The organism is Chroococcidiopsis sp. CCALA 051 (assembly GCF_003015105.1).
In the GTDB taxonomy this organism is placed as follows: domain Bacteria; phylum Cyanobacteriota; class Cyanobacteriia; order Cyanobacteriales; family Chroococcidiopsidaceae; genus Chroococcidiopsis; species Chroococcidiopsis thermalis.
The window spans coordinates 28,292-54,969 of the sequence record NZ_PYCI01000030.1; the positions used below are offsets into that span (position 1 = coordinate 28,292).

Annotated in this window: 21 protein-coding genes and 2 pseudogenes; 13 read left to right on the plus strand and 10 right to left on the minus strand. The window is 44.1% G+C overall.

The window, feature by feature from the left end:
- Positions 1-30: 30 nt before the first annotated feature.
- Entirely contained in the window at positions 31-330 is a 300-nt protein-coding gene (locus C7Y66_RS09645) for a DUF6464 family protein (protein WP_015153989.1), read from the minus strand.
- Positions 331-472: 142 nt separating this feature from the next.
- Positions 473-979 carry a hypothetical protein gene (locus C7Y66_RS09650; protein ID WP_106545406.1) on the minus strand — a complete coding sequence of 169 codons (507 nt, stop codon included), beginning with the start codon at positions 977-979 and terminating at the stop codon, positions 473-475.
- A 121-nt stretch (positions 980-1,100) separates the two neighbouring features.
- On the opposite strand from C7Y66_RS09650, the gene ppk2 reads away from it, so the two are divergent.
- Positions 1,101-1,952 (plus strand): polyphosphate kinase 2, encoded by an 852-nt coding sequence (gene ppk2, locus C7Y66_RS09655; RefSeq protein ID WP_106545407.1) that lies wholly within the window; start codon positions 1,101-1,103, stop codon positions 1,950-1,952.
- Positions 1,953-1,992: 40 nt separating this feature from the next.
- Here the strand turns inward: ppk2 and cofH are convergent, their stop codons facing one another.
- Together cofH and C7Y66_RS09665 are read right to left on the minus strand one after the other, a co-directional pair.
- Complete coding sequence (gene cofH / locus C7Y66_RS09660; protein WP_106545408.1) at positions 1,993-3,129, minus strand: 7,8-didemethyl-8-hydroxy-5-deazariboflavin synthase subunit CofH; 1,137 nt, start codon at positions 3,127-3,129, stop codon at positions 1,993-1,995.
- 354 nt (positions 3,130-3,483) lie between these two features.
- Positions 3,484-4,092, minus strand: coding sequence for a DUF3318 domain-containing protein (locus C7Y66_RS09665; protein ID WP_106545409.1), 609 nt, complete (start codon positions 4,090-4,092; stop codon positions 3,484-3,486).
- Positions 4,093-4,321: 229 nt separating this feature from the next.
- Here C7Y66_RS09665 and C7Y66_RS09670 point away from each other — a divergent pair, with 229 nt between their 5' ends.
- The gene (locus C7Y66_RS09670) at positions 4,322-4,579 is read left to right on the plus strand and encodes a hypothetical protein (protein ID WP_106545410.1); all 258 of its coding nucleotides are present in this window, start codon (positions 4,322-4,324) and stop codon (positions 4,577-4,579) included.
- A 433-nt stretch (positions 4,580-5,012) separates the two neighbouring features.
- Positions 5,013-5,222, plus strand: a pseudogene (locus C7Y66_RS09675) (hypothetical protein); the annotation flags it as partial.
- A 71-nt stretch (positions 5,223-5,293) separates the two neighbouring features.
- Here C7Y66_RS09675 and C7Y66_RS09680 read toward each other — a convergent pair.
- From C7Y66_RS09680 to C7Y66_RS09690, 3 genes are all read right to left on the minus strand, one after another.
- Entirely contained in the window at positions 5,294-6,457 is a 1,164-nt protein-coding gene (locus C7Y66_RS09680) for a glycerate kinase (protein WP_106545411.1), read from the minus strand.
- Positions 6,458-6,569: 112 nt separating this feature from the next.
- The gene (locus tag C7Y66_RS09685) at positions 6,570-8,048 is read right to left on the minus strand and encodes an ATP-binding protein (protein WP_106545412.1); all 1,479 of its coding nucleotides are present in this window, start codon (positions 8,046-8,048) and stop codon (positions 6,570-6,572) included.
- A 170-nt stretch (positions 8,049-8,218) separates the two neighbouring features.
- The gene (locus C7Y66_RS09690) at positions 8,219-9,724 is read right to left on the minus strand and encodes an SLC13 family permease (protein WP_106545413.1); all 1,506 of its coding nucleotides are present in this window, start codon (positions 9,722-9,724) and stop codon (positions 8,219-8,221) included.
- Between the two features lie 388 nt (positions 9,725-10,112).
- On the opposite strand from C7Y66_RS09690, the gene C7Y66_RS09695 reads away from it, so the two are divergent.
- Positions 10,113-11,846, plus strand: coding sequence for an iron uptake porin (locus C7Y66_RS09695; protein WP_106545414.1), 1,734 nt, complete (start codon positions 10,113-10,115; stop codon positions 11,844-11,846).
- A gap of 11 nt (positions 11,847-11,857) precedes the next feature.
- On the opposite strand, the gene C7Y66_RS09700 is transcribed toward C7Y66_RS09695, so the two are convergent.
- Entirely contained in the window at positions 11,858-12,091 is a 234-nt protein-coding gene (locus tag C7Y66_RS09700; RefSeq protein ID WP_015157184.1) for a hypothetical protein, read from the minus strand.
- 164 nt (positions 12,092-12,255) lie between these two features.
- Between C7Y66_RS09700 and C7Y66_RS09705 the strand changes: the two genes are divergently transcribed.
- Positions 12,256-14,388: an NAD(P)/FAD-dependent oxidoreductase gene (locus C7Y66_RS09705; protein WP_106545415.1), complete on the plus strand. Its 2,133-nt coding sequence runs from the start codon at positions 12,256-12,258 to the stop codon at positions 14,386-14,388.
- Between the two features lie 111 nt (positions 14,389-14,499).
- On the opposite strand, the gene C7Y66_RS09710 is transcribed toward C7Y66_RS09705, so the two are convergent.
- Positions 14,500-15,831 (minus strand): hypothetical protein, encoded by a 1,332-nt coding sequence (locus C7Y66_RS09710; protein ID WP_106545416.1) that lies wholly within the window; start codon positions 15,829-15,831, stop codon positions 14,500-14,502.
- A gap of 370 nt (positions 15,832-16,201) precedes the next feature.
- Between C7Y66_RS09710 and C7Y66_RS09720 the strand changes: the two genes are divergently transcribed.
- Positions 16,202-18,022 carry an alpha/beta hydrolase gene (locus tag C7Y66_RS09720; RefSeq protein ID WP_106545417.1) on the plus strand — a complete coding sequence of 607 codons (1,821 nt, stop codon included), beginning with the start codon at positions 16,202-16,204 and terminating at the stop codon, positions 18,020-18,022.
- 147 nt (positions 18,023-18,169) lie between these two features.
- On the plus strand, positions 18,170-18,352 hold the full coding sequence (locus tag C7Y66_RS31730; RefSeq protein ID WP_041462642.1) for a hypothetical protein: 183 nt from the start codon (positions 18,170-18,172) through the stop codon (positions 18,350-18,352).
- A 108-nt stretch (positions 18,353-18,460) separates the two neighbouring features.
- Here the strand turns inward: C7Y66_RS31730 and C7Y66_RS09730 are convergent, their stop codons facing one another.
- Positions 18,461-18,670 carry a hypothetical protein gene (locus tag C7Y66_RS09730; RefSeq protein ID WP_106545418.1) on the minus strand — a complete coding sequence of 70 codons (210 nt, stop codon included), beginning with the start codon at positions 18,668-18,670 and terminating at the stop codon, positions 18,461-18,463.
- Positions 18,671-19,000: 330 nt separating this feature from the next.
- Here C7Y66_RS09730 and C7Y66_RS09735 point away from each other — a divergent pair, with 330 nt between their 5' ends.
- The 6 genes and pseudogenes from C7Y66_RS09735 to C7Y66_RS09760 all read left to right on the plus strand — a co-directional run.
- Complete coding sequence (locus C7Y66_RS09735; protein WP_106545419.1) at positions 19,001-21,058, plus strand: serine/threonine-protein kinase; 2,058 nt, start codon at positions 19,001-19,003, stop codon at positions 21,056-21,058.
- Positions 21,059-21,070: 12 nt separating this feature from the next.
- On the plus strand, positions 21,071-21,994 hold the full coding sequence (locus C7Y66_RS09740) for an alpha/beta hydrolase (protein ID WP_106545420.1): 924 nt from the start codon (positions 21,071-21,073) through the stop codon (positions 21,992-21,994).
- Positions 21,995-22,010: 16 nt separating this feature from the next.
- On the plus strand, positions 22,011-22,673 hold the full coding sequence (locus C7Y66_RS09745; protein ID WP_106545421.1) for a Uma2 family endonuclease: 663 nt from the start codon (positions 22,011-22,013) through the stop codon (positions 22,671-22,673).
- Positions 22,674-22,773: 100 nt separating this feature from the next.
- Entirely contained in the window at positions 22,774-25,413 is a 2,640-nt protein-coding gene (locus C7Y66_RS09750) for a DNA polymerase III subunit alpha (RefSeq protein ID WP_106545422.1), read from the plus strand.
- A 1-nt stretch (position 25,414) separates the two neighbouring features.
- Positions 25,415-26,194, plus strand: coding sequence for an LAGLIDADG family homing endonuclease (locus C7Y66_RS09755; RefSeq protein WP_106545423.1), 780 nt, complete (start codon positions 25,415-25,417; stop codon positions 26,192-26,194).
- Positions 26,187-26,678 (plus strand): annotated as a pseudogene (locus C7Y66_RS09760) (trans-splicing intein-formed DNA polymerase III subunit alpha C-terminal partner DnaE-C); the annotation flags it as partial. The gene C7Y66_RS09755 and the pseudogene C7Y66_RS09760, both read left to right, overlap by 8 nt.

The window sequence follows — 26,678 nt, forward strand, 5'->3', positions numbered from 1 at the left end:
ATAAATTACACCAATAAATTAATCAAGCAGCTATCGCGGTTCATAGTAGCGACAACCCTCACAGGGTCCTTCAGGATTGACCGCACACCTAATATACCCGGAACGAGCATTGTAGCGACAGCTGATGTCACCAACTAGATATCCTACTCCTTCCAAATAGTAGCGATCGCTATGAAGTGGTGTAGCTTCGCTTCTCTGTGTCCTGATGGAGGTAAAGTCGATCGCTTGCCTAAATCTCGCTTGTATTTGCGCCTCTCTTCGGCGCAGTAGCCACAGCGATAGCAATGATGGCATTAGTCCTAAAGCAAGAATCCAGAGTGCTACTCCCACCTGTGCTTTACCTCTTGTCAGTTATCAGTTATCAGTTGTCAGTTATTGGTGACTAGTGACTGGTGGCTAGTGACTACAAAGGAGTTCAGCCACTAGCCAATACACCGTTAGCCAACAACCAACAACCCTCTTACTCCCTAATCTATAACAGCCAATTCAGTAGAGGGAATTTTTGCTTGGTTTTTGTCTTTTGTCTCAATGTTCGCGCTAGCTGTTGTGCTTCTCTTTCAGCTTGAAATAAATCGATGACTTTGGTTGTCAAAATGAATTCAGTTGCCTTGCGGCGCTTGACTTGGGGGACAACGACTGAGCGATACTCGCAAGCATTGCCAGATAGCTGTTGAGTGTGGTTTATTTGGTTGGCGATCGCTTTTAATCCAAAGATTGCTGCTTCTAGTTCTGCGGCTAATTGATTAATTTTGTCTGCTTGTGCTGCCAAGTGCTGCCATTCGCGGCGATTGCTGTGAGACAATTCTGATGGGATTTGAGGCTGCAAGGGTGGTATTGCCTGATGTTCTCGCTTTGGGATTGCGATCGCCGTTACACACGATTGATGGCGTTCGGGAGATACTGGTAATGTTACGACTCTAGAACGCCCTAGATGCTGCTGGATGGGAAATTGGACTAAGTTTGATTTGAGTTTTGTCATACTATTTCTCGATTGGAGATCGCCGCTCAAATTTTAACTGCATGTTAGTACAAGCGAACTATATTGACAAGGAAAGAACAGGTTAACTTTTTTAAAAAAAATTCGTTTAGGAGAAAAACCCATGTCAGCTATAGATCGAAATGGGACTCATGCAGCAGTCAAGTCTGCTGAAAGCACCAAAGAGAACAAATCGAAGAAAAAGCTGAACGGTAAGTTATACGAAAAAGAATTGGCACGACTGCAAACAGAGTTGGTGAAATTGCAGTACTGGGTTAAACATCAAGGTTTAAAAGTAGCGCTGATTTTTGAAGGACGTGATGCAGCCGGAAAGGGAGGCGCAATTGGTTGCGTGACGGAATACCTCAATCCGCGTGGTTGTCGTGTGGTGGCTTTGGGTACGCCTTCAGATGTGGAAAAGACGCAGTGGTACTTTCAGCGTTATGTTGCCCATCTACCTGCGGCGGGGGAAATTGTGCTGTTCGATCGCAGTTGGTACAATCGTGCGGGGGTAGAGCGGGTGATGGATTTTTGTACTGAGGCTCAATATCAAGAGTTTATGCAATCTTGCCCTGAATTCGAGCGAATGCTGGTGCGATCGGGAATTATTTTATTGAAATATTGGTTTTCTGTCAGCGATGACGAACAGGAACGCCGCTTTCAAGCGCGGGTTAAAGATCCGGCTAAGCGTTGGAAACTCAGCCCGATGGACATTGAAGCCCGCGATCGCTGGGAGGAGTATTCTGAGGCTAAGGATCTCATGCTAGCTCATACTAATATTCCAGAGGCTCCTTGGTTTACCGTGGAAGCCGATGATAAAAAACGGGCGCGACTTAACTTAATTCAACACATTTTAAGCAAAATTCCCTACCAAGATATGACTCCAGATGCATTCGATCTACCACCTAGAAAGCCTGGAACTGGCTATCATCGTCCACCCCTCAACGAACAGTTTTTCGTTCCGCAGGTTTATTAAACAATTTGTAGTAAATAATCTGTCAAGAATATTTCATAATTCAAATGAGATTGCCATACAAGGTATCTCTTTGACGGTAGGGACGATTGAGGGAAGCGATCGCTGTTTGTAGTGTGTCTACTTCCATGCAAGTACCGCCAACTGCGCCTGCCATTGTGGTAATGTGTTCTTCCATCAGCGTGCCGCCGATGTCGTTGCAACCCCATTCTAATGCTGTTATTGCGCCTGCAAGTCCGAGTTTGACCCAACTCGGTTGATGGTTGGGAATCCATTTTCCTAGATAAATTCGCGCCACTGCTGTGAGTAGCAAAGCATCTGCTAAGTCTGGTTGATCTCTTCCCACCCGCTTTCTTAACGGCTTAGGTGCTTCTTGTCCGACGAAAGGCAGTAAAATAAACTCTGTAATTTTTGTAGGATATTGCCGCTCGATCGCAATTTGTTGCAGCGATCGCAAGTGTTCTAGGTGACGAATTTGCTGTTGGGGTGTTTCAATATGTCCAGATAACATGGTACTTGTTGTCGGCAAGCCAAGTTTATGCGCCGTACTCACAATTTCTAACCATGTTGCTGTATTAATCTTTTCTGGACAAAGAATTCGCCTAACATCATCATCCAATACTTCTGCTGCTGTTCCTGGCATTGAACCAACACCAGCATCCCGCAAAGCAGCGATAACGGTGGCGTAGCTCAAACCGTCTTCCCTAGCAATAAATTGCACTTCTTGGGGAGAAAAGGCATGTAAATGTAATTGGGGAAATTCTGCTTTAATAGTTTTGACTAATTGCAAATAGTATGGCAGCGATTTGCCATCTATTTTTGCTGTAGGGTGAAGTCCCCCTTGCATACAAATTTCTGTTGCCCCTCTTTGTACGGCATCGGTAGCTTTTTCTAAGATTTGTCCCCATTCCAACCAGTAGGAACCTGCTTCGCCCGCATCGCGACGAAAGGCGCAGAAACTACAGTGTTGTTCGCAAATATTGGTAAAGTTGATATTACGGTTAATGACATAAGTAACAGTATCGCCCGCTTGCCGATCGCGGAGTTTATCGGCAGTATCACGAATGAAAGCAATTGCTTCCGGTGCAGTTTGTTGTAATAACTCTACTCCTTCGGCTGGAGATATATCGTTTCCAGATAAGGCGCGATCGAGAATAGGTTCAATTGTTTGAGTTATCATTACTATTTGCGTTCTGCTATTCAGGTTTTTAAAAACATAATTTCGACACCTTTTGACACGAGTTTAATACATGAGTTTTGTGCTTAGCTAAAGCTTAATTTCTAACTTATGCACAAAAAGGTGCTAATAAAATTTGTGAGGAACGAATTGTAATGAATAAAAAGACAAAGGGATATTGACTTGGCAATCTAGTTCTGATAAAGTCTATATTATAATGGAACTATTTTTGCATTTTTTAGTTTTTTGAATATTTCCATTGTAAAGCGTATACGCTAAATTGTAGCAGTAAAAATAGCACGGGACAACCCCTTTTTAGAGCTAATTATTGTGCTTATTAAATAAGTAATCTATTGATTATTTTTCTCTGAGAGTTTCTGGAATACCAACAGAAGAAAGTCCGGCGATCGCTTGCAAATTTTGACGGCGGAGTAGTTCCATAAAATCTAAAGTCGGTCGTCCTTCCATCTGTGCCACCGCTTCAATTGCCGACAACAGATGTTGAGCCGCCTCTGCCTCAGCATAACCCCGCCTCCCAGCAACGCGCACTGCTGCCTCATCTGCTTCTACCTCAATTTGAGAACTGCGGTTATTGCGCCAAATCCGAGTCCCGGCGATCGCAGTTAATGCTCCAGCTGCCACAGTACCCACCACATCCCCCTGCACGATCTCTACTACCGTCCCCAAAAGCCCCGCTAAGACAACTCCCTGATAGACATCCGGTTTAAACCACTTTACTGCCGTCAACCAGCTAACAGTCCGCAACAGCAACAAATCTCGCTGTGGTTGGGGTAGCCGCCGCCAGAGATCGAAATTAATGGAAATGCGACGTTCCTGCTGCCACGGCATAGGAAAAGCATAATCGATAACTTTAGTTTGCTCCCGCTTACCGACAATCTTAGTCAACATCCGACCGGAAGCAGGCATCAAGTCCAGAAGGCGGCGGATTTCAGTAGTTGGTTCCATGAATAGGGGATGGGGAAAGTCAAAAGTTAAAAGTCAAAAGTTAAAAGTCAAAAGTCATGTATTGGGATGGGTGGGATTTAAGGTAAAATTTCCAGCCAAGGCTGTCCATCTGTTTACTAAACCCGCTCGTACACAAGTTAAAAGCTCACTACACCTCACACCCTATACCCTACACCTTGTTTGCCGATCGCTGATAATAAACTAATAGACTTAAAAAATTATCTCTTCAATGGATGCATTTGCACCGATTCCGCCTCAATGGACTAAACAGGCAACTCATGCCAATGAATTTTGTTGTCCCCGTTGTCGTTCTGGTAGCCGCGAAGCAGAAAGAGTCTGGCTAAATCGACGATCGCCCGTATTTACCGAAAACAACCGTCGCAAGTGGCAAGAGTTTTATCAGTGTCAATGCAGTTGTGTCTGGTGGGCATGGAGTAACGATCGCCCCCCTTCAGATTTAACACCGAAAGAAGACTGCGATCGTTAAGTTGATGGTTGGTAATTGGTAATTCGTAATTGGTAGTTGGTAATTGGTGGTTGACGGTAAACGCCCTCCGCTACACTACTCCGTGAAGACGGTTATTGAGAAGTGGCTGGTGGAAACGATGACGCTTTGGCTGAAATCTTTTCTAGTCACCAGCCACTAGTCACTAGTCACTGATAGCTGGTCAAGAAATCATCACCAAAAACCATAAATTCAAGCAAATATTCCTGTTGGCAACGGGCAAATCTGTCTTAGTGAGATAGAATACACTACAAATAACGGCACACTTGTCAAGCTGATGAAATACTTCTTTAGAACAATGGCAGTTAAAAGAGATATTTCTTAATCTGAAGGCAAAGCCAAGCAGAGAATTCAGCCGAAAAGTCCGTACATTGCTGCCCAACCAATGACTCGTTGAATTTATAGGAATAAAGTTATGAGCGATCGCTCGCCATCGGAAGCATCTATCTTTTTGAGTTATCTCAGAAACGGGATTTGGTTCTTAGGAATATCTTTTTGGTTATTTGGCATCATTGACCGAAGCATTGCTTCTTTCTCTGATGGCTCCCTATCGAGCGTAGATACGCTCCAGCTGTTTACAGCCGCCTTTTTCTTCATCGCTTGGTTGTTCCTGAAACCAAAGTCGGGGCATCGGGAGAAACAGGAAGTTAGGAATCCTAACCCTTCCTCAGCTTCCTCAGTTCCCCCCGCTATTTTCTAACTTCCAGTTGCTAATTTCTGTCCTACTAAAACAGAGCGGACAACCCGTTCGGCAGCCTTAGTAACAAGTTCTGGAGCATTGGCGATCGCATCTTTTAAACTACAGGGTGCATTGAGAATGCTTTCAAAGGAGTCGATACCGCAATTGAAATTCACCTCAGCATCACGCCCGATAGTTCCGGCAAGGGCAATAACTGGTAGCTGATATTTCTTAGCTCTTTGTGCCACTTCTGCCGGAATTTTGCCGCGTGGAGTTTGAAAGTCAATACTTCCCTCCGCTGTAATCACCAGATCGGCATCTTCTAATAAGCGATCGAGGTGGAGATATTGCATCACAATGTCATAGCGAGGATGCAATTTTGCCCCTAATAAAGCATACAAGCCCGTACCCAAGCCACCAGAAGCGCCACTTCCGGGCATTTCTCGCACGTCTATACCCATGTCGCGTTCGATAATAGCAGCATAATTATCGAGTGCTGCGGCTAGCTGCTCCACAGTTTCTGGTGAAGCACCTTTTTGAGGTCCAAATACTCGCGCTACACCTTTTTCGCCACACAACAGATTGTGCCAGTTACACGCCACATCAATTTGTACCGATTCTAAACGGCGATCGCGATCTTTAAGATCGATGCGTTCTAGTTTTATCAGTTCGCCACCACCGCGATCGATTTCCTTCTCATCTGCATCTAACAGGCGTACTCCCAGAGCTTGCGCCATCCCCGCACCACCATCATTCGTACCGGAATCGCCACAACCAACCAGTATCCGTTCTGCACCCGCATCTAGCGCTGCTTTAATCAGTTCTCCCACGCCGTAGGTTGTTGTCACTAGAGGGTTACGTTCGTGATGCGGCACTAATCTCAGTCCCGCTGCCGCTGCCATCTCTAAGACAGCAGTTTTTGTCTGCGTATTACCCAGAAACCCAAAATAAGAAGCTACAGGCTGTCCGACAGGACCGACGACCGTCAGATGGTGTAAAGTCCCGCCCGTAACTGTTACGAGGGCTTTGGTGAACCCTTCTCCACCATCTACTAAGGGAGCTTTGTGGATAGTAGCATCGGGTAAAACGCGCAAAATTCCCGTTTCAATACAATCTGCTACCTCATCAGCTTCCAAGCTTTCTTTAAATCCCGAAGGCGCGATCAAAATACGTAAGCTCATAATTATCTCCTGCAATTAGTAAGTAATGAGTAGTGAGTAGAGAATAGGATATGTTTTGACTTTTGACTTCCAAATTCCGAATTCCGAATTCCGAATTCCGAATTCCGAATTCTTATTCGCGTAGTGGCAATGAAATCTGTACGTATGTCCCCTGACCAGGTTCGCTATCAATGGTGAGTTGACCCCCATGCTGTTCGATGACTGCTTTGCTTAAGGTAAGTCCCACGCCTGCACGCTGACCGTTGGTAGTGACTGTGGGAGAAAAAACCCGTTCGATTGCGGGTTGTTGAATTCCCTTGCCGTTGTCAGCGACTTCAATTAAAAGATTCGTAGCATCAGGATCGATGCGCGTCCGCAAACCAATACGTCCACCTTGTTCTGGCAATGCTGCTAAGGCATTCCGTACGAGTTCGCTCAAAACCTCGCGTAACTTCGGGCGATCGACAACTGCATAACTGACTTCTGGAGCAATATCGAGATCGACGCTCACGGCGCGTTCGACGAGTTCGGATTGAAACCGCAGCAGCAGATCGTAAAGCAGCGCTCTGATATCGGTACGGGCAAGATTCAAATCTAAGGGAAAGCCAAAATCAGTAATTCGCGACACGGCTTGTAATAGCAAGTCGAGCTGTCCGATCGCCGCCTGTTGTTGCCCGTCAAATTCTTCGTTGCCCTTAAATCCATTGTGGTGCTGCAACTGAGTCACTCGCGATCGCAATTGTGACAATAATCGATGCAAAGTGACTCGTGAAGGCAAATGTTGCCAAGCAGAATCTTCTGCGCCATCTTTAACAACACCATTAGGAACGGCAGCCAAACCTGCAACCTGCTGTCGTTCTGCCATTGCCTCCATCATTCGATTGAAAGCTCGGCTGACTGCTCCTAGCTCGTCTTGACGTTCTTCACCGAGGCGGCGTTTGAAGTCTCCCTTAGCTGCGTCGTCTAATGCCTCCTCTACCTCTTCTAATGGTGCAAATAAATCTGAAGCTAAATAAGCTGCAAGAAGCAACATCAGTGAGATTGTGCCAAAAGCCGCGATCGCTAGAACTAATTGCGCAGTTTGCCGCGTATTTTGTGTTTGCTGGCTGATGATTTGGCGATTTTGGCGATCGGAAGCAACGGCTTGTTGAGTGACTTGCTCAAATCTAATAAAGTCTATGTCTTCTAGTTGTTTTTCTAAAATTGCAAAGGCGCGATCGCGTTGACCTTGTGCTACTAAAGTAAAAGCTTCGCGGGCATCCTGGATCAGCGCAATGTATGCATTGCGAACTTGTTGAACTTGTTTTCGTTCTGCTTCAGTATCGGCTAATTCTGCCCAGCGCTTAAAATCGGCTTCTGCTGGTTTGAGAAAAGCTTCAAATTCTTGTCGTGCATCTGGATCGTCGCTAATAATCGCATCTGGCAATTCTTTAAAAGCCCGAAAAGTTGCCGTTCTGACGCTCTCCAGCAATAAACTACGTTGATAATGTCCTTGCAACCTGCGTTCGCTATTTTGCCACTGCGCGATCGCCCACACAGTCACACCCGCCGTTGCCAGCGCCAGCAACGCCAACCCGCTAAATGTTGTTAATAGTTTCTTTCTTAAATTCATAATTTAAGGGAGCAGGGGGGAAGAGAGCTGAGGGAACCGAGGAAGCGGAGGGAGTTGAGGGAGCAGCTATCAAGTCGCAAGTCACAAGTCGCAAGTCGTAACTAATTCACTACACCCTACACCCTTTCTTCACTGGTCACTGGTCAGGAGTCACTGGTCACTGATAACCGTCATAGCCTTAAGCCAATCCATTGCCAGTAACCGTAATAGAACACCACGATCAGTGCCAAATGAACTAGCAAGAGTACGGAACTCAGACGCAATAAGTCTGCTGGTTTATAGGTTTCGCCTTCTAATTCTTGAAACATCAACAGCGCTTTGGAACTGACGGGAAAAGTCAAACAATAGTCCATGCCGACGTTGCTGAGGAATAATACCGCTACGGGATTGAGTTGCAAGCTGTTGCCCAGATATAACAGCGCTGGGACTAGAGCTACAGCTCTGGCTGTATGCGAAGTCATGTAGATGTGGGAAGTCAGGGCAATTAGAGATAATACGAGCAAGATCAAGAGGCGCGATTCTGTGCCAGCAATACCACTTGCGGCAAATAGCTGGTTAATAATCCATTGAGCTGCATCAGACTCAATCAATGCCTCACCTAAAACTAAAGCTGCGCCTACAAATACAATTAAGTTCCAAGAAACTGCTTTCAGTCCATCTTTCCAGCTAATGACTCCAATTCTAGGCGCAGTTAGTACCAAAGCCCCAATCACCGTGACGGTGGCAATTTCTAACCCATGCCAACTTTCCGTCAGCCATAGCCCTACCATGATCAACACGACAAGCAGTGTTGTTCGTTCTGCTGTAGAAAAGGGTTTTTTTTGCTGATAAGGAATCTGAAGTTGGCGCTGGCGGCGATTTTTGTCTAAAAATAAGCGCAAAATTACCCAGCAAGAGATATAACTAGCGACAACTCCAAACGGCACGCCATAAAGCGCCCACTGTGCGTAAGAGAGCTTGACATCAGCAATTTCGTCTAACAAGTCGATCGCGATCAGATGGGAACCAGCACCGATAAGAGTAGAAATCGTGGCAACTAAAATAATTGTCGGCATCAGTAGCGCCATTGCACGGGTGATGCGGCGATCGCCTGCGGCGTTGGCAATGCTGCGAAATACGGGAATGACTACAGCTGCTCTCCCAGAAGTGGAAGGAATAACGAAAGACAAGGGAATTAATATAGTTGTCAACAGCCAAAATACACTGCTGACATTCCGGGCGCGACTGACGACCAACTGCGTTAATCTTGCCGCTAAGCCCGTTTGCTGTACGGCTCCACCCAAAATGAAAGCACCGATCATCAGCCAAATTACATCTGATTCCAGTGCCTCAAATAACGCTTCTTGTTCGCTACCACCAGATAATATAAGCAACACCACCGTTGCTAGGGCAACATAGGCTGCGTTCAGGGATGTGGTTGACCACAAGATTACCGCTAAGGCAAAGGCAAACAGAGATAATCGCGCCTCTGTTGGCAGCGAACTTGGTAGAAGAATGGCGATTCCTGCTATGAGAGTCAGCGCCAAAGGTAGCACGGCATCAACCACCCAACGAAACCGTCGCTGACGTGGGTGAGTTTTAGGTAGAGGGCGCTTGCTCTCAATGCGCGACCAAATGCTAGTCGTGCCTAGTCGCTCCTTGCTACCTGCCTTTTGAGTGGCAGCAGCTTTATTCATCTTTCCTCCTAGTCACCAACTAACGTGCGGTATGACGACCTGTACTGAGTGATTGTTTCACTCGATTGACACAAGCGATCGCCCGTGCTTAATCAGAGACTAACATCTTCTTAAAGTAAATTTAATTTCTTGTCTAAGTATCTACCCTGGGATGGAAGGCAGAAGTTTTTACCTCAATTTAGCTTTTTTCATAGATCGATTTCTAGTATTTCTGCAAACGTAATTTTGCACTTTTTGAAATTTCGTATTTTTGCACTTGTAAAAATTAAAAGAGAGGTTATTCGAGCAAAATTATCCAAACATGCTTCAGAAATCCTTTGAAAACTCAATTTTATGAAATTTCAAATATAGTTGCTTTAATTTCAAAAAATAAATAAAAATAGTAAGCATGAACCAAACTTTAATGAAAAAGTTAATTTCGATCGTCGCTCCTCTAGCGATCGAATTATTGCTTTCTCCTACAGTCATAGCAGAACAAATTCTGCAACATACACATATTGACCCGAACAGCAACGAGCGCCAAAGTATAAAAAACAACTTTCAACTATCAAAGGACATACCTCAAACTACTAGTATCATAGATAACATTAACCAAGATAAAAAACGGTTTTCGATCGCCGAGCGTCGCGATCGTAAAGATCCCCCCTTCGCCCCCCTCGATCGGGCGGGTTGGGGGGATCTTCAGATGAGCCAAGTCACGTCTGTTTCGCAGTTATCTGATGTCCAGCCCAGCGATTGGGCTTTTCAAGCCTTGCAATCTTTAGTGGAGCGCTACGGAGTCATTGCTGGCTATCCAGACAGCACGTTTAGAGGCGATCGGGCAATGACCCGGTATGAATTTGCGGCAGGGTTGAATGCAGCATTAGAAAGAATCAACGAACAGATCGCCACTGGCAATCCTATAACTCAAACAGACTTAGCCATCCTACAAAAACTGCAAACTGATTTTGCTACCGAACTGGTGACTCTACGCGGGCGAGTCGATCGCGTAGAGGTACAGACAGCTCAGTTAGAATCTAATCAATTCTCTACCACCACCAAACTAGAAGGAACGGTGATTTTTGCCCTCAGCGATGCTTTTGGCGGAGCGGGCGACGACAACAATACAGTGCTGCAAAGTCGAAGCAGACTCGCTTTTGAAACCAGTTTTACTGGAAAGGACTTACTGACCACCAGGCTTGATTTTGGCAACTTCGAGCAATTTGACTTGCCAACAGATGAAGGGCGTTTAGGTTTTGACTCGAACACCGAAGGAAGCGTGGAACTGGGGAACCTAGAATATGAACTACCAGTGGGTGAAAAAATAACGCTGTTGTTCCAATTCAACGATTCAGACAGCGATGATTTTACGGATGTAATCAACCCTTTGTTTGAAGATAGCGATACGGGGGCAATTTCTCGCTTTGGACGACGCAATCCTATTTATCGCGTCCCCAATAGCAACACGGGAATTGGAGCGAGGTTACAGTTATCTGAGGCAATGAGTTTTGATTTCGCTTATCTGGCTGGAGATGCTAACGATCCGGCAGCTGGTGCGGGACTATTTAACGGCGATTACGGCGCGATCGCTCAGTTAACATTAACGCCCAGCGATCGCCTTGCTGTAGGCTTAACTTATATTCATGCTTATGGAGCTGCCGGTCAAGGTGTAGATACAGGTACGGGTAGCACAGCCGCTAATTTAACTCAAATCGGTACGCCAGATCTCGAACAGCCTGTAGTCAGTAACTCCTACGGCATTGAAGTCAGTTACAGAATTAGCGAGAATTTTGCGATCGGTGGCTGGGTGGGCTATACTGCTGCTCGCGCGATCGACTTGGGAGATGGATCGATTTGGAATTACGCCCTCACCCTCGGATTTCCCGATTTGGGCAAAGAAGGCAATCTCGGCGGAATTATAATCGGGATGCAACCAAAATTAACTGGTACGAGTAGCGGTTTGAGAGCGGCAGGGCAATCGAGCGACCCCAATACTTCAATTCACGTTGAAGGCTTCTACAGATACCAAGCTACAGATAATATCTCTATCACCCCTGGTTTGATTTGGCTGACAGCTCCAAATCATAATACTGAGAACGAAGACATCGTGATTGGAACAATTCGCACTGCCTTTGAGTTTTGAGTGCTACACAATTAGGCAAATTTTTCCCACGCCTGGGTGACAATCTCGCTCAGCCTGCGGCGCTGGCGATCGTCTAATAAGCTATCATCTGCAAGCAGTTGGGCAGTTAGCTGTTCTAAAGATTGTCCTTGAGAACGGACGAACTGAATCACGCCCGCGATCGCAGTGGCTACCAATTCATCGCTAATTGGTTTTTGTCTGAGATTAATAATTTCTTCGGGGCTGGTTGGGATGGGATAATGCATGGCGGGAGTTTACAAGATAAAAAACTGTTTTAATAAATCCAAACACAATTGTAAATTTTCTTAAACTTGTTCTAAGCAAGCTTATTTTTGGCAAGCTTAGCCTAGTCTAAACCTTTGTCACCTCTGTCCAAATTGGTAGTTTACCCGTAGACAAAAGCGCCAAGATGAAAGAACTCTTGTATATTGAAATCCCCACACCAGACACATCTGTCGTTCGGCACTGGTTGCAAGCGGAATTTGAACCAGGAATCGGGCAAAAAGCGATCGCGCCTGAAGGTTTTCGCTTGCAAATACCTATAGATACAGCGATAAAGACAAATATTTCAGATCCAACGGCAAAAAAGCTAGGGGAGATCTCCGCTTTTGTTTGGTCTGTACAGCGTACTACATATCTCAAGGTCTTCCGTTGGGCAGATTCTCCCCTACCAGGAGAACGGCAAATTCTGCAAAGTCTTGTAAAGCAGATTAGAATTAAGTTTCCGCATAACTATCCCGCACCACCAGCAATAGATTTATCCCAACAATCTATTTTTGAGGCGCTTGCTCCCCACTACCCCCTCACCGTCAAGTATTTTCAGCAAATGCCTAATGGCGAATACGATCTCAAGCGAGTTTACTGGTGGGAGCAAAGGTGGCGCGAAGGAGTGCAGAATCCGCAGCAGCCGCGTCAAGTTGTGTTTTCTGGAAAAAATGTAGAGGCGTTACATGTAAATGTAGAGACGTTACATGTAACGTCTCTACAGCCATCCTACGATCTCATTTACATCGGTGGCGCATTAGGAGTGATTCATGCAGCGGTGATGGCGCAGTTAGGTTATCGCGTGTTGTTGTTGGAGCGTTTGCCATTTGGACGGATGAATCGGGAGTGGAATATTTCTCGCACGGAATTACAAAGTTTAATCGATCTGGGCTTGCTAACTCCCGCAGAATGCGAAAGTGTTATTGCACGAGAATATAAAGACGGATTTAATAAGTTTTTCGATGGGAACAATCCACCCCACTTAAAAGCACCGATCCTCCATACTCCAACGGTGCTGAATATAGCCTTAGATGCAGAAAGGTTACTGCGGCTGTGTGGAGAAAAGTTAAAAGCTGCGGGGGGTGAAATTTGGGACGAAACCGAGTTTCTCCGCGCTGATATCGAGCGATCGCAAGTTACGTTACAAGCTCGGCATTTACCCAGCCAAACTCAAAAACAAGCCAGCGGACGAGTTTTGGTAGATGCAATGGGGACAGCTTCTCCGATTGCTTGGCAACTCAATGGCGGTCGTGCTTTTGATAGCGTCTGTCCGACGGTAGGAGCGGTAATTAATGGCGGCTTTGAGCCTGGGGTATGGGATGCTCAATATGGCGATGTACTCAATAGCCACGGCGACATTTCGCGGGGAAGACAGTTAATTTGGGAATTATTTCCTGGTGCGGGCGAAGAAATCACAGTTTATTTGTTCCACTACCATCAAGTCAATCCAGAAAATCCCGGTTCGTTGCTGGAAATGTACGAGGACTTTTTCACGATTTTGCCAGAGTATCGCCGTTGCGACCTAGATAAACTCGTATGGAAAAAACCTACATTTGGTTATATTCCGGGACATTTTAGCGTTGGGAGTCGCGATCGCACGGTTGCTTTCGATCGCTTAGTCGCGATCGGCGATGCGGCTTCGCTGCAATCTCCCCTCGTCTTTACTGGTTTTGGCTCCCTCGTTCGCAATCTCAGCCGTCTTACAGCTTTATTAGATACGGCATTAAAGCACGATTTGCTCAGTGCTAACGATTTGAATCAAATTCGCGCCTATCAAAGCAATGTTGCCGTGACTTGGATGTTTTCTAAAGGCATGATGGTTCCCACGGGTAAATTTTTACCACCAGAACGGGTCAACTCGATGCTGAATAATTTCTTCGGACTGTTGACTGACGAACCTTTAGAAGTTGCCGATCGCTTTATCAAAGACCGCTTTGATTGGTTTACTTTCAACCGTTTGGCACTAAAAGCTGCCACCAAAAATCCCATCTTGCTGCTCTGGATTTGGGAATTAGCCGGAGCCAAAGATTTGCTGCGATGGCTGCTGAGTTACTTCAACTTTAGCTGGAATGCCTTGTTGAGTCTTTGTTTTAGCGGCTGGTTGCCGAGTTTCTTGCGCCAGATCCAGCCGTGGTTAGAACGCCGCTATCCCAGATTGTGGTTGAGGCTGCTGACACAAAGCTACGCCCTAACAACTGGTATGGGAAGACCCCAACTGGCGATCGCCCCTCATCCCCGCACGCCTGCAATTGGTTCTCAAGATGTGGTTAGTAGTTAGTTGTTGGTTGTGGGTGAGTGGCTTGTGGCTAGTGACTAGTGGAACCAGATTCAATTCTTGTCACTGGTTCCACTAGTCACTGACAACTGATAACTGACAACTGACAACCGCTCACTGATTCTGGTTTCTGCGTGGAAATTTTGGTAATTCAATTGATGCTAGTGATTTTCTACCTTTGGGTGGATGCCAGGGATAAACAACTGGTGAGGGCCAGTTGAGGTTAACCTGATTCTGGCTGGTTGGGGAAGCATCGGCTGGTGAAGCTTCTGCTTCGCCTGCTGGTTCCTCCGTCTGCGATTCATTGGTTGGGTGCGATTCTGATATCTGTGGTTGGGGCGCGAGCCGATCGAGGTCGAGCGACGTTGTCTCGTCAGTCTCGATCGCCTCTGCTGAGGCTTCTTCTTGTAACAAACTCAAGAAATCGTCTAGGTCTACTTCTTGGTTAGTTTCTGAAAAGAAAAAACTTTGCTCTGCGGAGCTATTCCCACTTTGCAAATCGAAAGATCCAGTACTGGGGGTGGAATTGAAACTGTAAGGCGCTTGGCGATCGCTCAAAAAGTTTTCCGCCGTCCACTCATTCAATGGTGAATCTGAGGATTCTTGTCGGTCGCGATCGATAAAATTCGGGGTTTGAATCGACCACGGAGTAATCGGTTGCGGGTTGGGGAATAACGATTGCGTTCTCAAACTACTAGCATGATTTTCTGGGGGTCGATCGGTTGTGGCAGCGGGTGATTCCGCGCACTTTTCTAGCGCTACTTTTAACTGCATGGTGTAGCGTTGCTGGCGCAGTAAGCGAGAGCGGAGATCGCGGCAGGATGTCTCGACTTGCATGAGCTGATAGGATTGCTCGTTATATCTAGACTGCACGAGAGAGCATTCTCTTTCCATTTGAGCGATCCGTTCTTGGCTGGCGTTTAAGTCATCGGTAAGGGTCTCAACCACAATTTTCTGCTGCTGGATGGCTTGTTCTGCCGTCTCTAGCTTGGCAGATAAAGATTCTACTTGCGATCGCGCTTGCTCCTGAGCTTGAATTTTTTGGGCAAGCTTCAAATCTGCCTCGCGCGATCGCCCTCTGATGTAATGCAATTCATTTTGGCTGTTTTCTAGCGCTCTCTCTAACTGAATTACCCGTTCTACTAGTTTGGTGTTGGAGCCGCGCATCTCTTGGATGAAACTCAATAATGTCGCGACTTCTTCAGGAGTTAAAGATGCTCCACCATTCTCTGCCGAGTCCATCCAGCGAGCAACGGACGACCAAGAACCTACTGCGGGTTCTGGTTCCACAGAAACATCGCGGGCAACAGCAGCATCGTCCGCTGACTCAGATAAATTGGTTTCGTCTTGGTTTGCTGGGGATGCCTCACCATCGGCAAGCCCACTATTAGCAAAATTAAACCACTCAGCAAATGGCGCACTATTGACTTTTTCTGCTTCACTCATGGTCTTGTACCCCGCTGTAAAAATTCTTAGCTGCCCCGATATCAGACTTTCTATTATTCATCCACTTTTAAAAGATTTTTTTAAAGATTCAGACTTTCTTAAAAAAAATAGATCTTCTACCATAAATGAATTTTTCAGTATTTATACTGGTAACTTTTCCCAAATTCTGTATGCAGAAATATAAAATAATTAGGCGCGAGTTGTTACTCTCGTTTCTATCCTGTAGCTATCTTACCTCCACCACCTCAATTGAAGAAAGTCAGTTGTCAGTGGAAAGTGAGTAGTGAGTTGCTAGTGGCTGGTGACTGGTGGCTAGATGCTTCTGGCTTGCGAATGCGCGAACGTGCATCACTAATTAATTATTTGCTCTATGTCATTTAATTTTCCGGCTCGGACTTGGTTAGGAGTTGTGGTAAGTAGTTTAGGACTGTGGTTTTTACCCATACCTGGAATTGCCAACTCTGCGATCGCGGCAAAAAAAATTTATATTTCCTATGGAGCGATCGAACGGTCTATTTCTGTGAACTCCTTGGAAAGCTACGCTAAAAAAGGCATAGTTGACGACGAGTTAGCTACCTATGCAGCATATGTCAGTCCCCAACGATTGTTACAATTACAACGAGTTTTACTCAAACGGATCGATCTAAGTCCGGTTGCAGTATCCCAGTTTCTTTATACGCCAACTGGAACAACCCTGTTAAAAAGACTAGGCGAGGTTGTCCAAACTGAATCTCGGCAATCGGGATTTTATGCCCTGCGCTCGGCACTCATTTTAGCAGCAGCAGATCCAAAAGGCTTAACACTCCTGAACATACTACACAAATTTCCGACTAACGTACGAGTTAATATGGGGCGGATGCTTCAGCTGGCTGAAGCCCTAGAAACTTTGATTAGCCAATCCCGCAGAGCGATCGCCTTAATTTCCGAAAATTCGACAGTCGCAGCTGCTCAAGTCCAAGGAATAAATTTTTCTCAGTTACCAGATTTGCGATCGCCCGGACGTTTTAGTTGGAGCAAGCAAACCTTAAAATTAAGCGATCGCCGCCGCGATCGGGCTTTTGTTGCCGATCTTTATTTACCCAGGGAGCAGGAAGCAGGGAGTAGGGAGCAGGGAACAGGGAGCAGGGAGCAGGTAGGACAAGGGAGACAAGGGGGACAGGGAGACAAGGAAGCAATTACCAATTACCAATTACCAATTACCAACTACCAAAATTTCCCAGTCGTAGTCATATCCCACGGTTTAGGGAGCGATCGCACGAGTTTTATTTATCTAGCCGAGCAACTAGCAAGTTATGGTTTTGCTGTTGCAGTTCCCGAACATCCTGGTAGCAATGCAGAACAATTGCGCTCGCTGTTTTCCGGTCAAGCAGCAGAGATAGCAGAGCCAAGCGAATTTGTCAACCGTCCTTTAGATGTGAAATACTTATTGGATGAATTAGAGCGACTGAATGCAGTTAATCCCAGTTGGCAGTTGAATGTACAACGAGCAGCGATTATTGGTCAATCTTTTGGCGGTTATACTGCCTTAGCCTTAGCAGGTGCAAGCTTGAATTTTAGTCAATTGCGTCAAGATTGTAACAACCCTAAAGATATCTGGAATCTATCGCTACTGCTTCAGTGTCGTGCTTTGGCTTTACCATTGACTCAAGATAATTTGAAAGACTGGAGAATTAAAGCCGCGATCGCCATTAACCCATTTACTAGTAGTATTTTTGGGGAATTAGGATTGAGGAAGATTCAAATTCCCGTAGCGATCGTCAGCAGCAGTGCAGATACAATTGCTCCTGCCTTACCAGAACAGATTATTCCTTTTGCTTGGTTAACAACAGAGCGAAAATACTTGCTCTCCATCGATCGCGCCAGCCATTTTTCTACGATTGGCGAATCAGCAGCGGAAGATGCCGATCCGATTCCCCTACCCGCACAAGTTATCGGTCCCAATCCAGCGATCGCACGTCGCTACGTTAGCATTTTGAGCGTGGCATTCATGGAAACTTATCTCGATCGAAACCCCCAGTATCGTCCCTATCTCAGCTCCTCCTATATTCAAACCATCAGCCAAGCACCGCTAGATGTAAGTCTCGTTTCATCCTTACCACTAACTCAGCTAGCTAATTCTATCTGTGCGGTGGTCACAGCCCAACAGAATTTTTGTCCTCAAGCTTACAGGCGGGGGAGAAAAGAGAGCTGAGGGAGCGATCGGGAGCTGAGGGAGAAAAGAGAGCTGAGGAGAGAATAATAACCAATGACCAATGACCAATGACAAATAACTCTAGTTAGAGGTCAATTTGCGCTCGCGCTTGCTAACTTGGTGAATGAGATCGAGACGAGGAGTTAAATGGTAATGGACAAGACTTTATTGATGATTTTACTGTTGGGTTTGCTACTCAGCTTCATCGTAGCGCCGTTTTCTGGCTTAGCCTTACTGATGATTTTCCTGCTAGTCTCAGCTGTTTTGTGGACAGGCTGGACGCTTGTGAGTATTTTAATCCGTGGTAAGACAAGCGACAGTAATTCGTAGTTCAGCGAGCTACGGTTCGGTAGGTTCACCAATCGATGCGGTCAAATGTGAGTTGCGATCGCCACTAAACCATCGTAGTTGCAAAACAGGTAGTTGCAAAACAGATAATTACAAAAAAGAACGATAGATTTCGCTTTCTAACGTACCGCTAAAATATCCCTGTCCGATAGAGGTTCTCTGCCAGTCTGCCAATGCTTCATCTGGCGTAATTCTAATCGTAGATACTAATTCTGCCCGAATCTGCTGAATGAGTTCCTGCTCTTTCAGCTTAGTATCTCTTACTTTTGGTGTAGATGTGGAAGTTCGAGCGATCGACATTATGGCTTATCCCTCTTGCACCAAGATTTATTTCTCAATATTCTCAGGCTATAACTGCACCCACGTTCATCAGCTTAAGAATTCTTGATAAAGAGGAGGGAGGCGGAGACAAGGGAGACAAGAGAGCATTTCTAGTCACCAGCCACCAGCCACCAGCTACTGATAACTGAAAAAAGTGTCACTGGAGATGAGTTTAAGGGAGAGATCGTGAGTTATTTAAATTTGTAGATATACTCATAATGCCCTGTAAAAGCTGGGATGGTGCGTAATTCCGAATTCCGAATTCCGAATTCCGAATTCCCTCGCTTCTCATAACTCCTTCGCTGTCATATGCCCGTATACTGCACTCAAGGTCACGAAAACTTGCCTGAAAGTCGTTTTTGTATGCATTGCGGCGAGAAGCTGTCTCTAGCGTCGGGAAATGGCTTGTATTCAGGACAGATGTTAGGCGATCGCTACTCGATCGTGCGTCTACTGGCACAAGGTGGTTTTGGGCGCACCTATCTAGCGGAGGATACTAACCGCTTTCGCGAACTCTGCGTTTTGAAAGAATTTGCGCCGCAAGCACAGAGTAATACTCTTTTACGCAAAGCAGCAGAATTGTTTGAACGGGAAGCGGGAGTGCTTTACAAATTGCAGCATCCGCAAATTCCCCGCTTTCGCGAATTATTTCGCGTCAAAATTGACAGTAAAGAACATTTATTTCTCGTCCAAGATTACGTAGAAGGGGAAACCTACCGCAGCTTGTTAGATGAGAGAATGCAGCAAGGAAAATTTTTTAGCGAGACAGAGATCGTTCACCTCTTGCAGCAAATTCTTCCTGTATTAGATTACATCCACAGTGTAGGAGTCATTCATCGGGATATTTCCCCAGAAAATTTAATTTTACGCGCTAGCGATCGCCTGCCAATGCTAATTGATTTTGGTGGTGTCAAACAAGTTGTTGCGACTGTTTCATCAGCTAAGTCTGGTAGGGGAATGCATACCGCTACGCTACTAGGAAAAGTCGGCTACGCACCACCCGAACAAATGCAGCAGGGGGTAGTTTATCCTCACAGCGATTTGTATGCCTTGGCTGCTACGGTATTAGTTTTACTTACAGGTAAAGAACCACAAGAATTAATCGACGATCGCCATCTTACATGGCACTGGCGGCGAGAAGTCAGTCTTACGCCAATGGTAGGGACAATGTTAGATAAAATGCTATCTCCTCGCCCTAGCGATCGCTATCATTCCGCACAACACGTTTTACACCTCTTACAGCAGCATAGCACCGCTGCAACACCCTTACCTACTCCCATGACAGTAGCAGTTAATAAGTCGCCAGTTGCCGTTGCTGTCAAGCCAGTTATTAATATTCCCCAACCAGTTATTAACATTCCGAAGCCAGTTATTAATTTTTCTCAGTTGGTTAACAATTTTCCCAAACCAGCAATTAATATTCCGAAGCCAGTTATTAAAATTCCTAGCGTTACTTTTTTCAAAACTAAAAAAATTTGGTTTGCATTACCAATAGGAATTATATCTGCATATATGGGTTGGTTAGCAGTGAGTGGTTGGTTGCAATTTCAATCAAATCTAACTGAAAAGAAAGTACCTCAGTCGCCAAAAGTAGCCGCTAAACCTCAGTTTTCTGCTGCCGAACAACGTCGAAAAAATCAATTGCGCGATCGCCGTCAGCGAATGGGGATAAATAACAGATATTACATTGCTTTAGTAGACCAAGTTTTTTGGGAGAGATATCCTCAGTATAAAGGTCGTCGTCTCACGGCGAATCCAGAGGATGCAAAAATTAGGGCTGATTGGGATAATTTGGCGGCGGACTGTTTAGATTGGTTGCAATTTTTGCCCTTAGAAACTCGCAAGCGTTTGGGTAGTTACTCGCAAAAAGATCGATCGCGTTGGCAACAGCAATTGTATCAACTAAACCTAAGTAATAGAGTTTTATACGATTTAGCTGATGCTGCCTTTTTACAAATGTTTCCCCAACAGCGGGGACAAAATTTTATGAACAAACCAATTAATCAGGTTTGGTATGCGATCGCCCAGGAGAAGTTGCAAGCTATCCTGAAGGGAAACGCTTATGAAAAAATTGAGTTTGATTCGGGAACGAGTGAAAGACAAGTTAGTGGTAGGTTGAAGTCTGGCGAAGGCAAAACTTTTGTTGCCGAATTAACAGAAGAACAAGTGATGCAACTGGAATTGGAAGCCGATCCGCAAGTATTAATTTCCGTATATTCTCCTACAGGTAAAATTAAGCTGATGGAAGATTCCCGCGATCGTACTTGGGATGGAGATTTACCAGAATCCGGTTTTTACGAGTTTGTTATTGTATCTACTGCGTCTGGTAAGAGCGATTATCAGCTTAAACTAATAATTAGCGAATAGCAGTCTGCATCCATGTCGATAAAATTTCTATGGCGATCGCTACTATCTGTAACTGCGATCGCTGGTAGCCTGTATATCATTGCTTGTTTGTTTCTCTACTTTCAACAAGCGCGATTTATCTTCTTTCCTCGCGCTACTATTGATACTACTCCAGCAGCTTTTAATCTACAGTATCAAGAAGTGTGGTTGCCTGTAAAAACGGCATCTAGTAAGGTAGAAAAAATACATAGTTGGTGGATACCTGCATCGACACCAAGTAACAGAGTATTGCTATATTTGCACGGTAATGGAATTAATATCGGGGCAAATGTTGCTCATGCAAGCCGATTTCATCGTATGGGTTTTTCGGTACTACTCCCTGATTATCGCGGTTATGGTTTGAGTCAGGGTAATTTCCCTTCTGAATCGCAAGTTTATCAAGATGCACAAGTAGCTTGGAATTATTTAGTTAAGGAGAAAAAGATTCCAGCCAATCAGATTTTTATTTACGGACATTCTTTAGGTGGTGCAGTGGCGATCGATCTGGCGGTTAAGCAACCAAAGGCGGCTGGATTAATCGTCGAAAGTTCTTTTACTTCAGTGGCGGATATGGTAAATCATCAGCAAATTTATCGTATTTTTCCAATCGAGCTACTATTACATCAGCGGTTTGATTCTATTGATAAGGTGGGTTCTTTAGCTATGCCAGTATTATTTATTCATGGTACTGCTGATTGGCAAGTTCCTGCTAGCATGAGTCAGCAATTATATACAGCTGCACCGCAGCCAAAGCAGATCTTTTTGGTTCCAGAGGCGGGGCATAATAATACTGCTGAGGGTGCAGGGAGTAAGTATTTTCAGGTGGTGCAGCAGTTTGTTAAGCAAGTAGAGAATGAAAATGTCGCGCAAAGGCGCAAAGGGTTATTAAGAGATTTTTCGTTGTTTAACAGTATCTAGAAAGAGGTTTTAAACAATGCAACTTCAATTGAGCCAAATTGACGTGCAGCCAGGGCAAAGGTTGGTTTTGAAAAATATTAGTTGGGATGATTTTGAGCAGATATTAGTAGAGTTGGGCGATCGCCGTGCTTCTCGAATTGCATATTATCAAGGAATATTAGAAATTATGGTTCCGTTGGCAGGTCATGAAAGTGGTAAAGAAAATATTGGAGATTTAGTAAAAGTTACACTGGAAGAACTTGATATTGAGTTTGCCTCTTTGGGTTCAACTACTTTTAAACGGCAAGTTATGAATGCTGGTGTAGAACCAGATGCTTGTTTTTACATTCAAAATGAAGCAGCAATTCGCGGCAAGGAGAGGATCGATCTGAATTTCGATCCTCCACCAGATTTAGCAATTGAAATCGATCTTACCAGCGATTCGGAGATTAAAAAGAATAGTTATGCAGCTTTAGGTGTTCCCGAATTGTGGATTTATGATGGGCGATCGCTCAAAATTTACTTATTACAAGATCGGCAGTATATTACTACAGAACAAAGTCAAATTTTTCCTAATTTGCCAATTTTAACAGCGATCCCTCAGTATGTAACTCAGAGTAGAGTAGAGGGAAGAAATGTGGCAATTAAGGCTTTTCGGAGATGGGTTATAGAATTTACGAGAACTCTTCCAAACAATTAACAATGTGTTAAATTCTGCCTCGGAGAATGCAATAGACGTACCCTAACGTGCCTAAAATTGGTATCCTATACTTCTGTCATAGCCACTGTGGGATGCTTCTATGTCTTTCGTCGGTCTACACATCCATAGCGATTACAGCCTACTCGACGGTGCAAGCCAGCTGCCGCAACTGGTAGATCGGGCGATAGAATTGGGTATGCCTGCGATCGCGCTTACCGATCACGGTGTCATGTATGGGGCGATCGAATTAATTAAAGTTTGTCGTAGTAAAAATATTAAGCCAATTATTGGCAATGAAATGTATGTCATCAACGGCGATATTGGAAATAAAGAACGCCGCCGAGTTAGAAAATACCATCAAGTTGTCTTAGCAAAAAATACTAAAGGCTACAAGAATTTAGTTAAACTTACGTCGATTTCTCACCTGAAAGGATTTCAAGGTAAAGGGATATTTGCTCGTCCTTGTGTCAATAAGGAGCTGTTACAACAGTACCACGAAGGCTTAATTGTTACTAGTGCTTGTTTAGGTGGAGAAATTCCTCAAGCAATTTTACAAGGTAAACCGGATGTGGCGCGAGAAATTGCTAAGTGGTATAAAGATGTTTTTGGTGAGGATTATTATTTAGAAATTCAAGATCACGGTTCTCCTGAAGATAGAACTGTAAATGTAGAAATTATTAAGATAGCTAAAGAATTAGATATTAAATTTGTCGCCACAAACGATTCCCATTATATTTCCTGTTTTGATGTAGATGCTCACGATGCATTATTATGCATTCAAACTGGTAAGCTAATTTCTGAAGATAATCGGATGCGCTACAGCGGGACGGAGTATTTGAAATCTGCTGAGGAGATGGCGCAGTTATTTCGCGATCATTTACCAGACGATATTATCCAAGAGGCGATCGCCACAACTTTAGAAGTTGCCGAAAAAGTCGAACCATACCACATTTTAGGCGAACCGCGACTGCCTAACTATCCCGTTCCTGCCGGACATACAGCCGATACTTATGTAGAAGAAGTTGCTTGGGAAGGATTATTAGAACGCCTCAATCGTAAATCTCGCAATCAAATCGAACCAGTCTATAAGGAAAGACTGGAATATGAGTTGAAAATGCTTCAAAAAATGGGATTTTCAACTTACTTTTTAGTCGTTTGGGATTACATTAAATACGCTAGAGATAACGACATCCCTGTAGGACCAGGACGCGGTTCCGCTGCTGGTTCTTTGGTTGCTTATTGCCTACAAATTACTAACATCGATCCGGTACATCATGGCTTGTTATTCGAGCGATTTTTGAATCCAGAACGAAAGTCAATGCCTGATATTGATACCGATTTCTGCATCGAAAAACGCGATGAAGTGATTGAATATGTGACGCGGAGATATGGTGAAGATCGAGTCGCGCAAATTATTACATTTAACCGCCTCACATCCAAGGCTGTTTTAAAAGATGTGGCGCGAGTCTTAGATATTCCCTACGCCGAATCAGACAAAATGGCGAAATTAATCCCTGTGGTGCGGGGTAAGCCAACTAAACTGGCGGTGATGATTTCTGACGAAACACCTGAACAAGAGTTTAAGGATAGATACGACAACGAACCCCACGTTCGCCGCTGGATTGATATGGCGATGCGAATTGAAGGAACGAACAAAACTTATGGCGTTCATGCAGCCGGAGTTGTGATTTCATCCGATCCGTTAGATGAAATCGTCCCGTTACAAAGGAATAAAGAAGGCGATGTCATTACCCAATATTTTATGGAAGACATCGAAGCAATGGGATTGTTGAAAATGGACTTTTTAGGATTAAAGAATTTGACTTTAATTCAAAAGTCTATTCAACTGATCGAACAATATCGCCAAATAAAAGTCGATCCGTATGAAGTTACGGCAAATGAAAGAAAAGTACAGAAAATTTTAGCTAAAGGTGAAACTGATAAAATTCCTGAAGATGTAGAAAAAGCTTATAAGCTGCTAGAAGCAGGCGCGTTAGAAGGAGTATTTCAGCTAGAATCTTCGGGAATGCGTCAGATTGTTCGAGATTTAAAACCTTCTTGTATCGAAGATATTTCTTCTGTGCTAGCTTTATATCGACCAGGACCATTAGATGCTGGGTTAATTCCAAAATTTATTAATCGCAAACACGGTAAAGAAGCAATTGAAAACGAGCATCCCATATTAGAACCAATCTTGCAAGAAACCTATGGAATTATGGTGTATCAAGAGCAAATTATGAAAATTGCTCAAGATTTAGCCGGATATTCCCTCGGACAAGCAGATTTGTTAAGACGCGCAATGGGGAAAAAGAAAACCTCAGAGATGCAGAAACAAAGAGAAATTTTTGTTGATGGTGCAGCAAGAAATGGAGTGAAAAAGCAAATAGCTGAAGAGTTATTTGAGAAGATGATGAAGTTCGCGGAGTATTGTCTCAGCTACGATACTGAAATTTTAACTGTTGAATATGGAGCAATACCTATAGGTAAAATTGTAGAAGAACGTATCGAATGTACAGTTTACAGTGTCGATAATAATGGTTTTATCTATACTCAACCAATTGCTCAATGGCATAATCGAGGACAACAAGAAGTATTTGAATATTGTTTAGAAGATGGTTCAATTATTAGGGCAACCAAAGATCATAAGTTTATGACATTTGAGGGAAAAATGTTACCAATTGATGAGATTTTTGAACAAGAGTTAGATCTAAAACAAGTTAAGTCAATCCAAAATCTGTAAAATGTTAGTGAGCTATCGGCAATTAAATTTACAACATAAACAACAAATAATAGATGCTTTTGTTGCAGGAATAGAGTGCAGAAACATTCCTAATTATCTTGGTGTAAGTGAAAGAGCCGTTGCTAGAGTTCTTAAAGAAGCGGATATTAATACTAAGCGTCGAAATCGCTACACTTTGAATGAAGGGTACTTCGATGTAATTGATACTCAAGTTAAAGCATACTTGTTAGGCTTGATAGCAGCAGATGGTTGTGTTACCAAAACTAACTATATTGCTTTTGAGTCAATCGATCGCGAACTGACAGAGCTACTTAGTCGAGAACTATTATACTCTGGAAATATTAGAATTATTAAACCTCAAGGCTACGCTCCTCACTATCGAATCAACTTTTCTTCACGAAAAATAGCTACTGCTTTGTGCAACTATAGTGTGGTAACTGGGAGAATGTTTTCTGGTGCTTACTATTTTCCTGAATCAGAATATTTAGCTTCTTATGTATTGGGATATTTTGATGGAGATGGCTGTGCTTATGTAAACGAGGGAAGAAGTGGCGGACTTGTTTGTATTGTAGGTTCTTTCGAGTTCACAAGTGAGCTGGCTAGACTTTTAGATATGGGTGTTGTAGAAGAACATGTCTCAGGAAAAGCTTATGATTGGAGAATTTACAGTCGTCAGAATATTCAAGCATTTTATAACTTCGTATATCAAAATCCATTATTAGGACTAAGCCGTAAAAAGCAGAAAATTGAGCAAATTCTTGGGAGTTATAGACGTGGTTAAGATAATTAGTCGTAAATCGTTAGGAATTCAGCCAGTATATGATATTGGGGTTGAACGAGATCATAAATTTGTTTTAAAAAATGGATTAGTTGCTTCAAATTGCTTCAATAAATCCCATTCCACAGCTTACGGCTACGTCACTTATCAAACTGCATATCTCAAGGCGAATTTTCCTGTAGAATACATGGCGGCGCTATTAACAGCTAATAGCGACAAAACAGAACAGGTACAAAAATATATTGCTACCTGTTTGAACATGAATATTCAAATCGAACCACCAGATATCAATCGCTCTGGTGTAGATTTTACACCAATAGAAAATAATATTTTATTTGGACTCTCAGCAGTTAAAGGGTTAGGCGGAGAAGCGATCGCCTCGATTTTAAAAGCGCGTTCGGACGGAGAATTTAAATCTCTAGCTGATTTTTGCGATCGCGTTGATTTACGTGCTGTCACCCGTCGAACAATTGAACCACTCATTTAT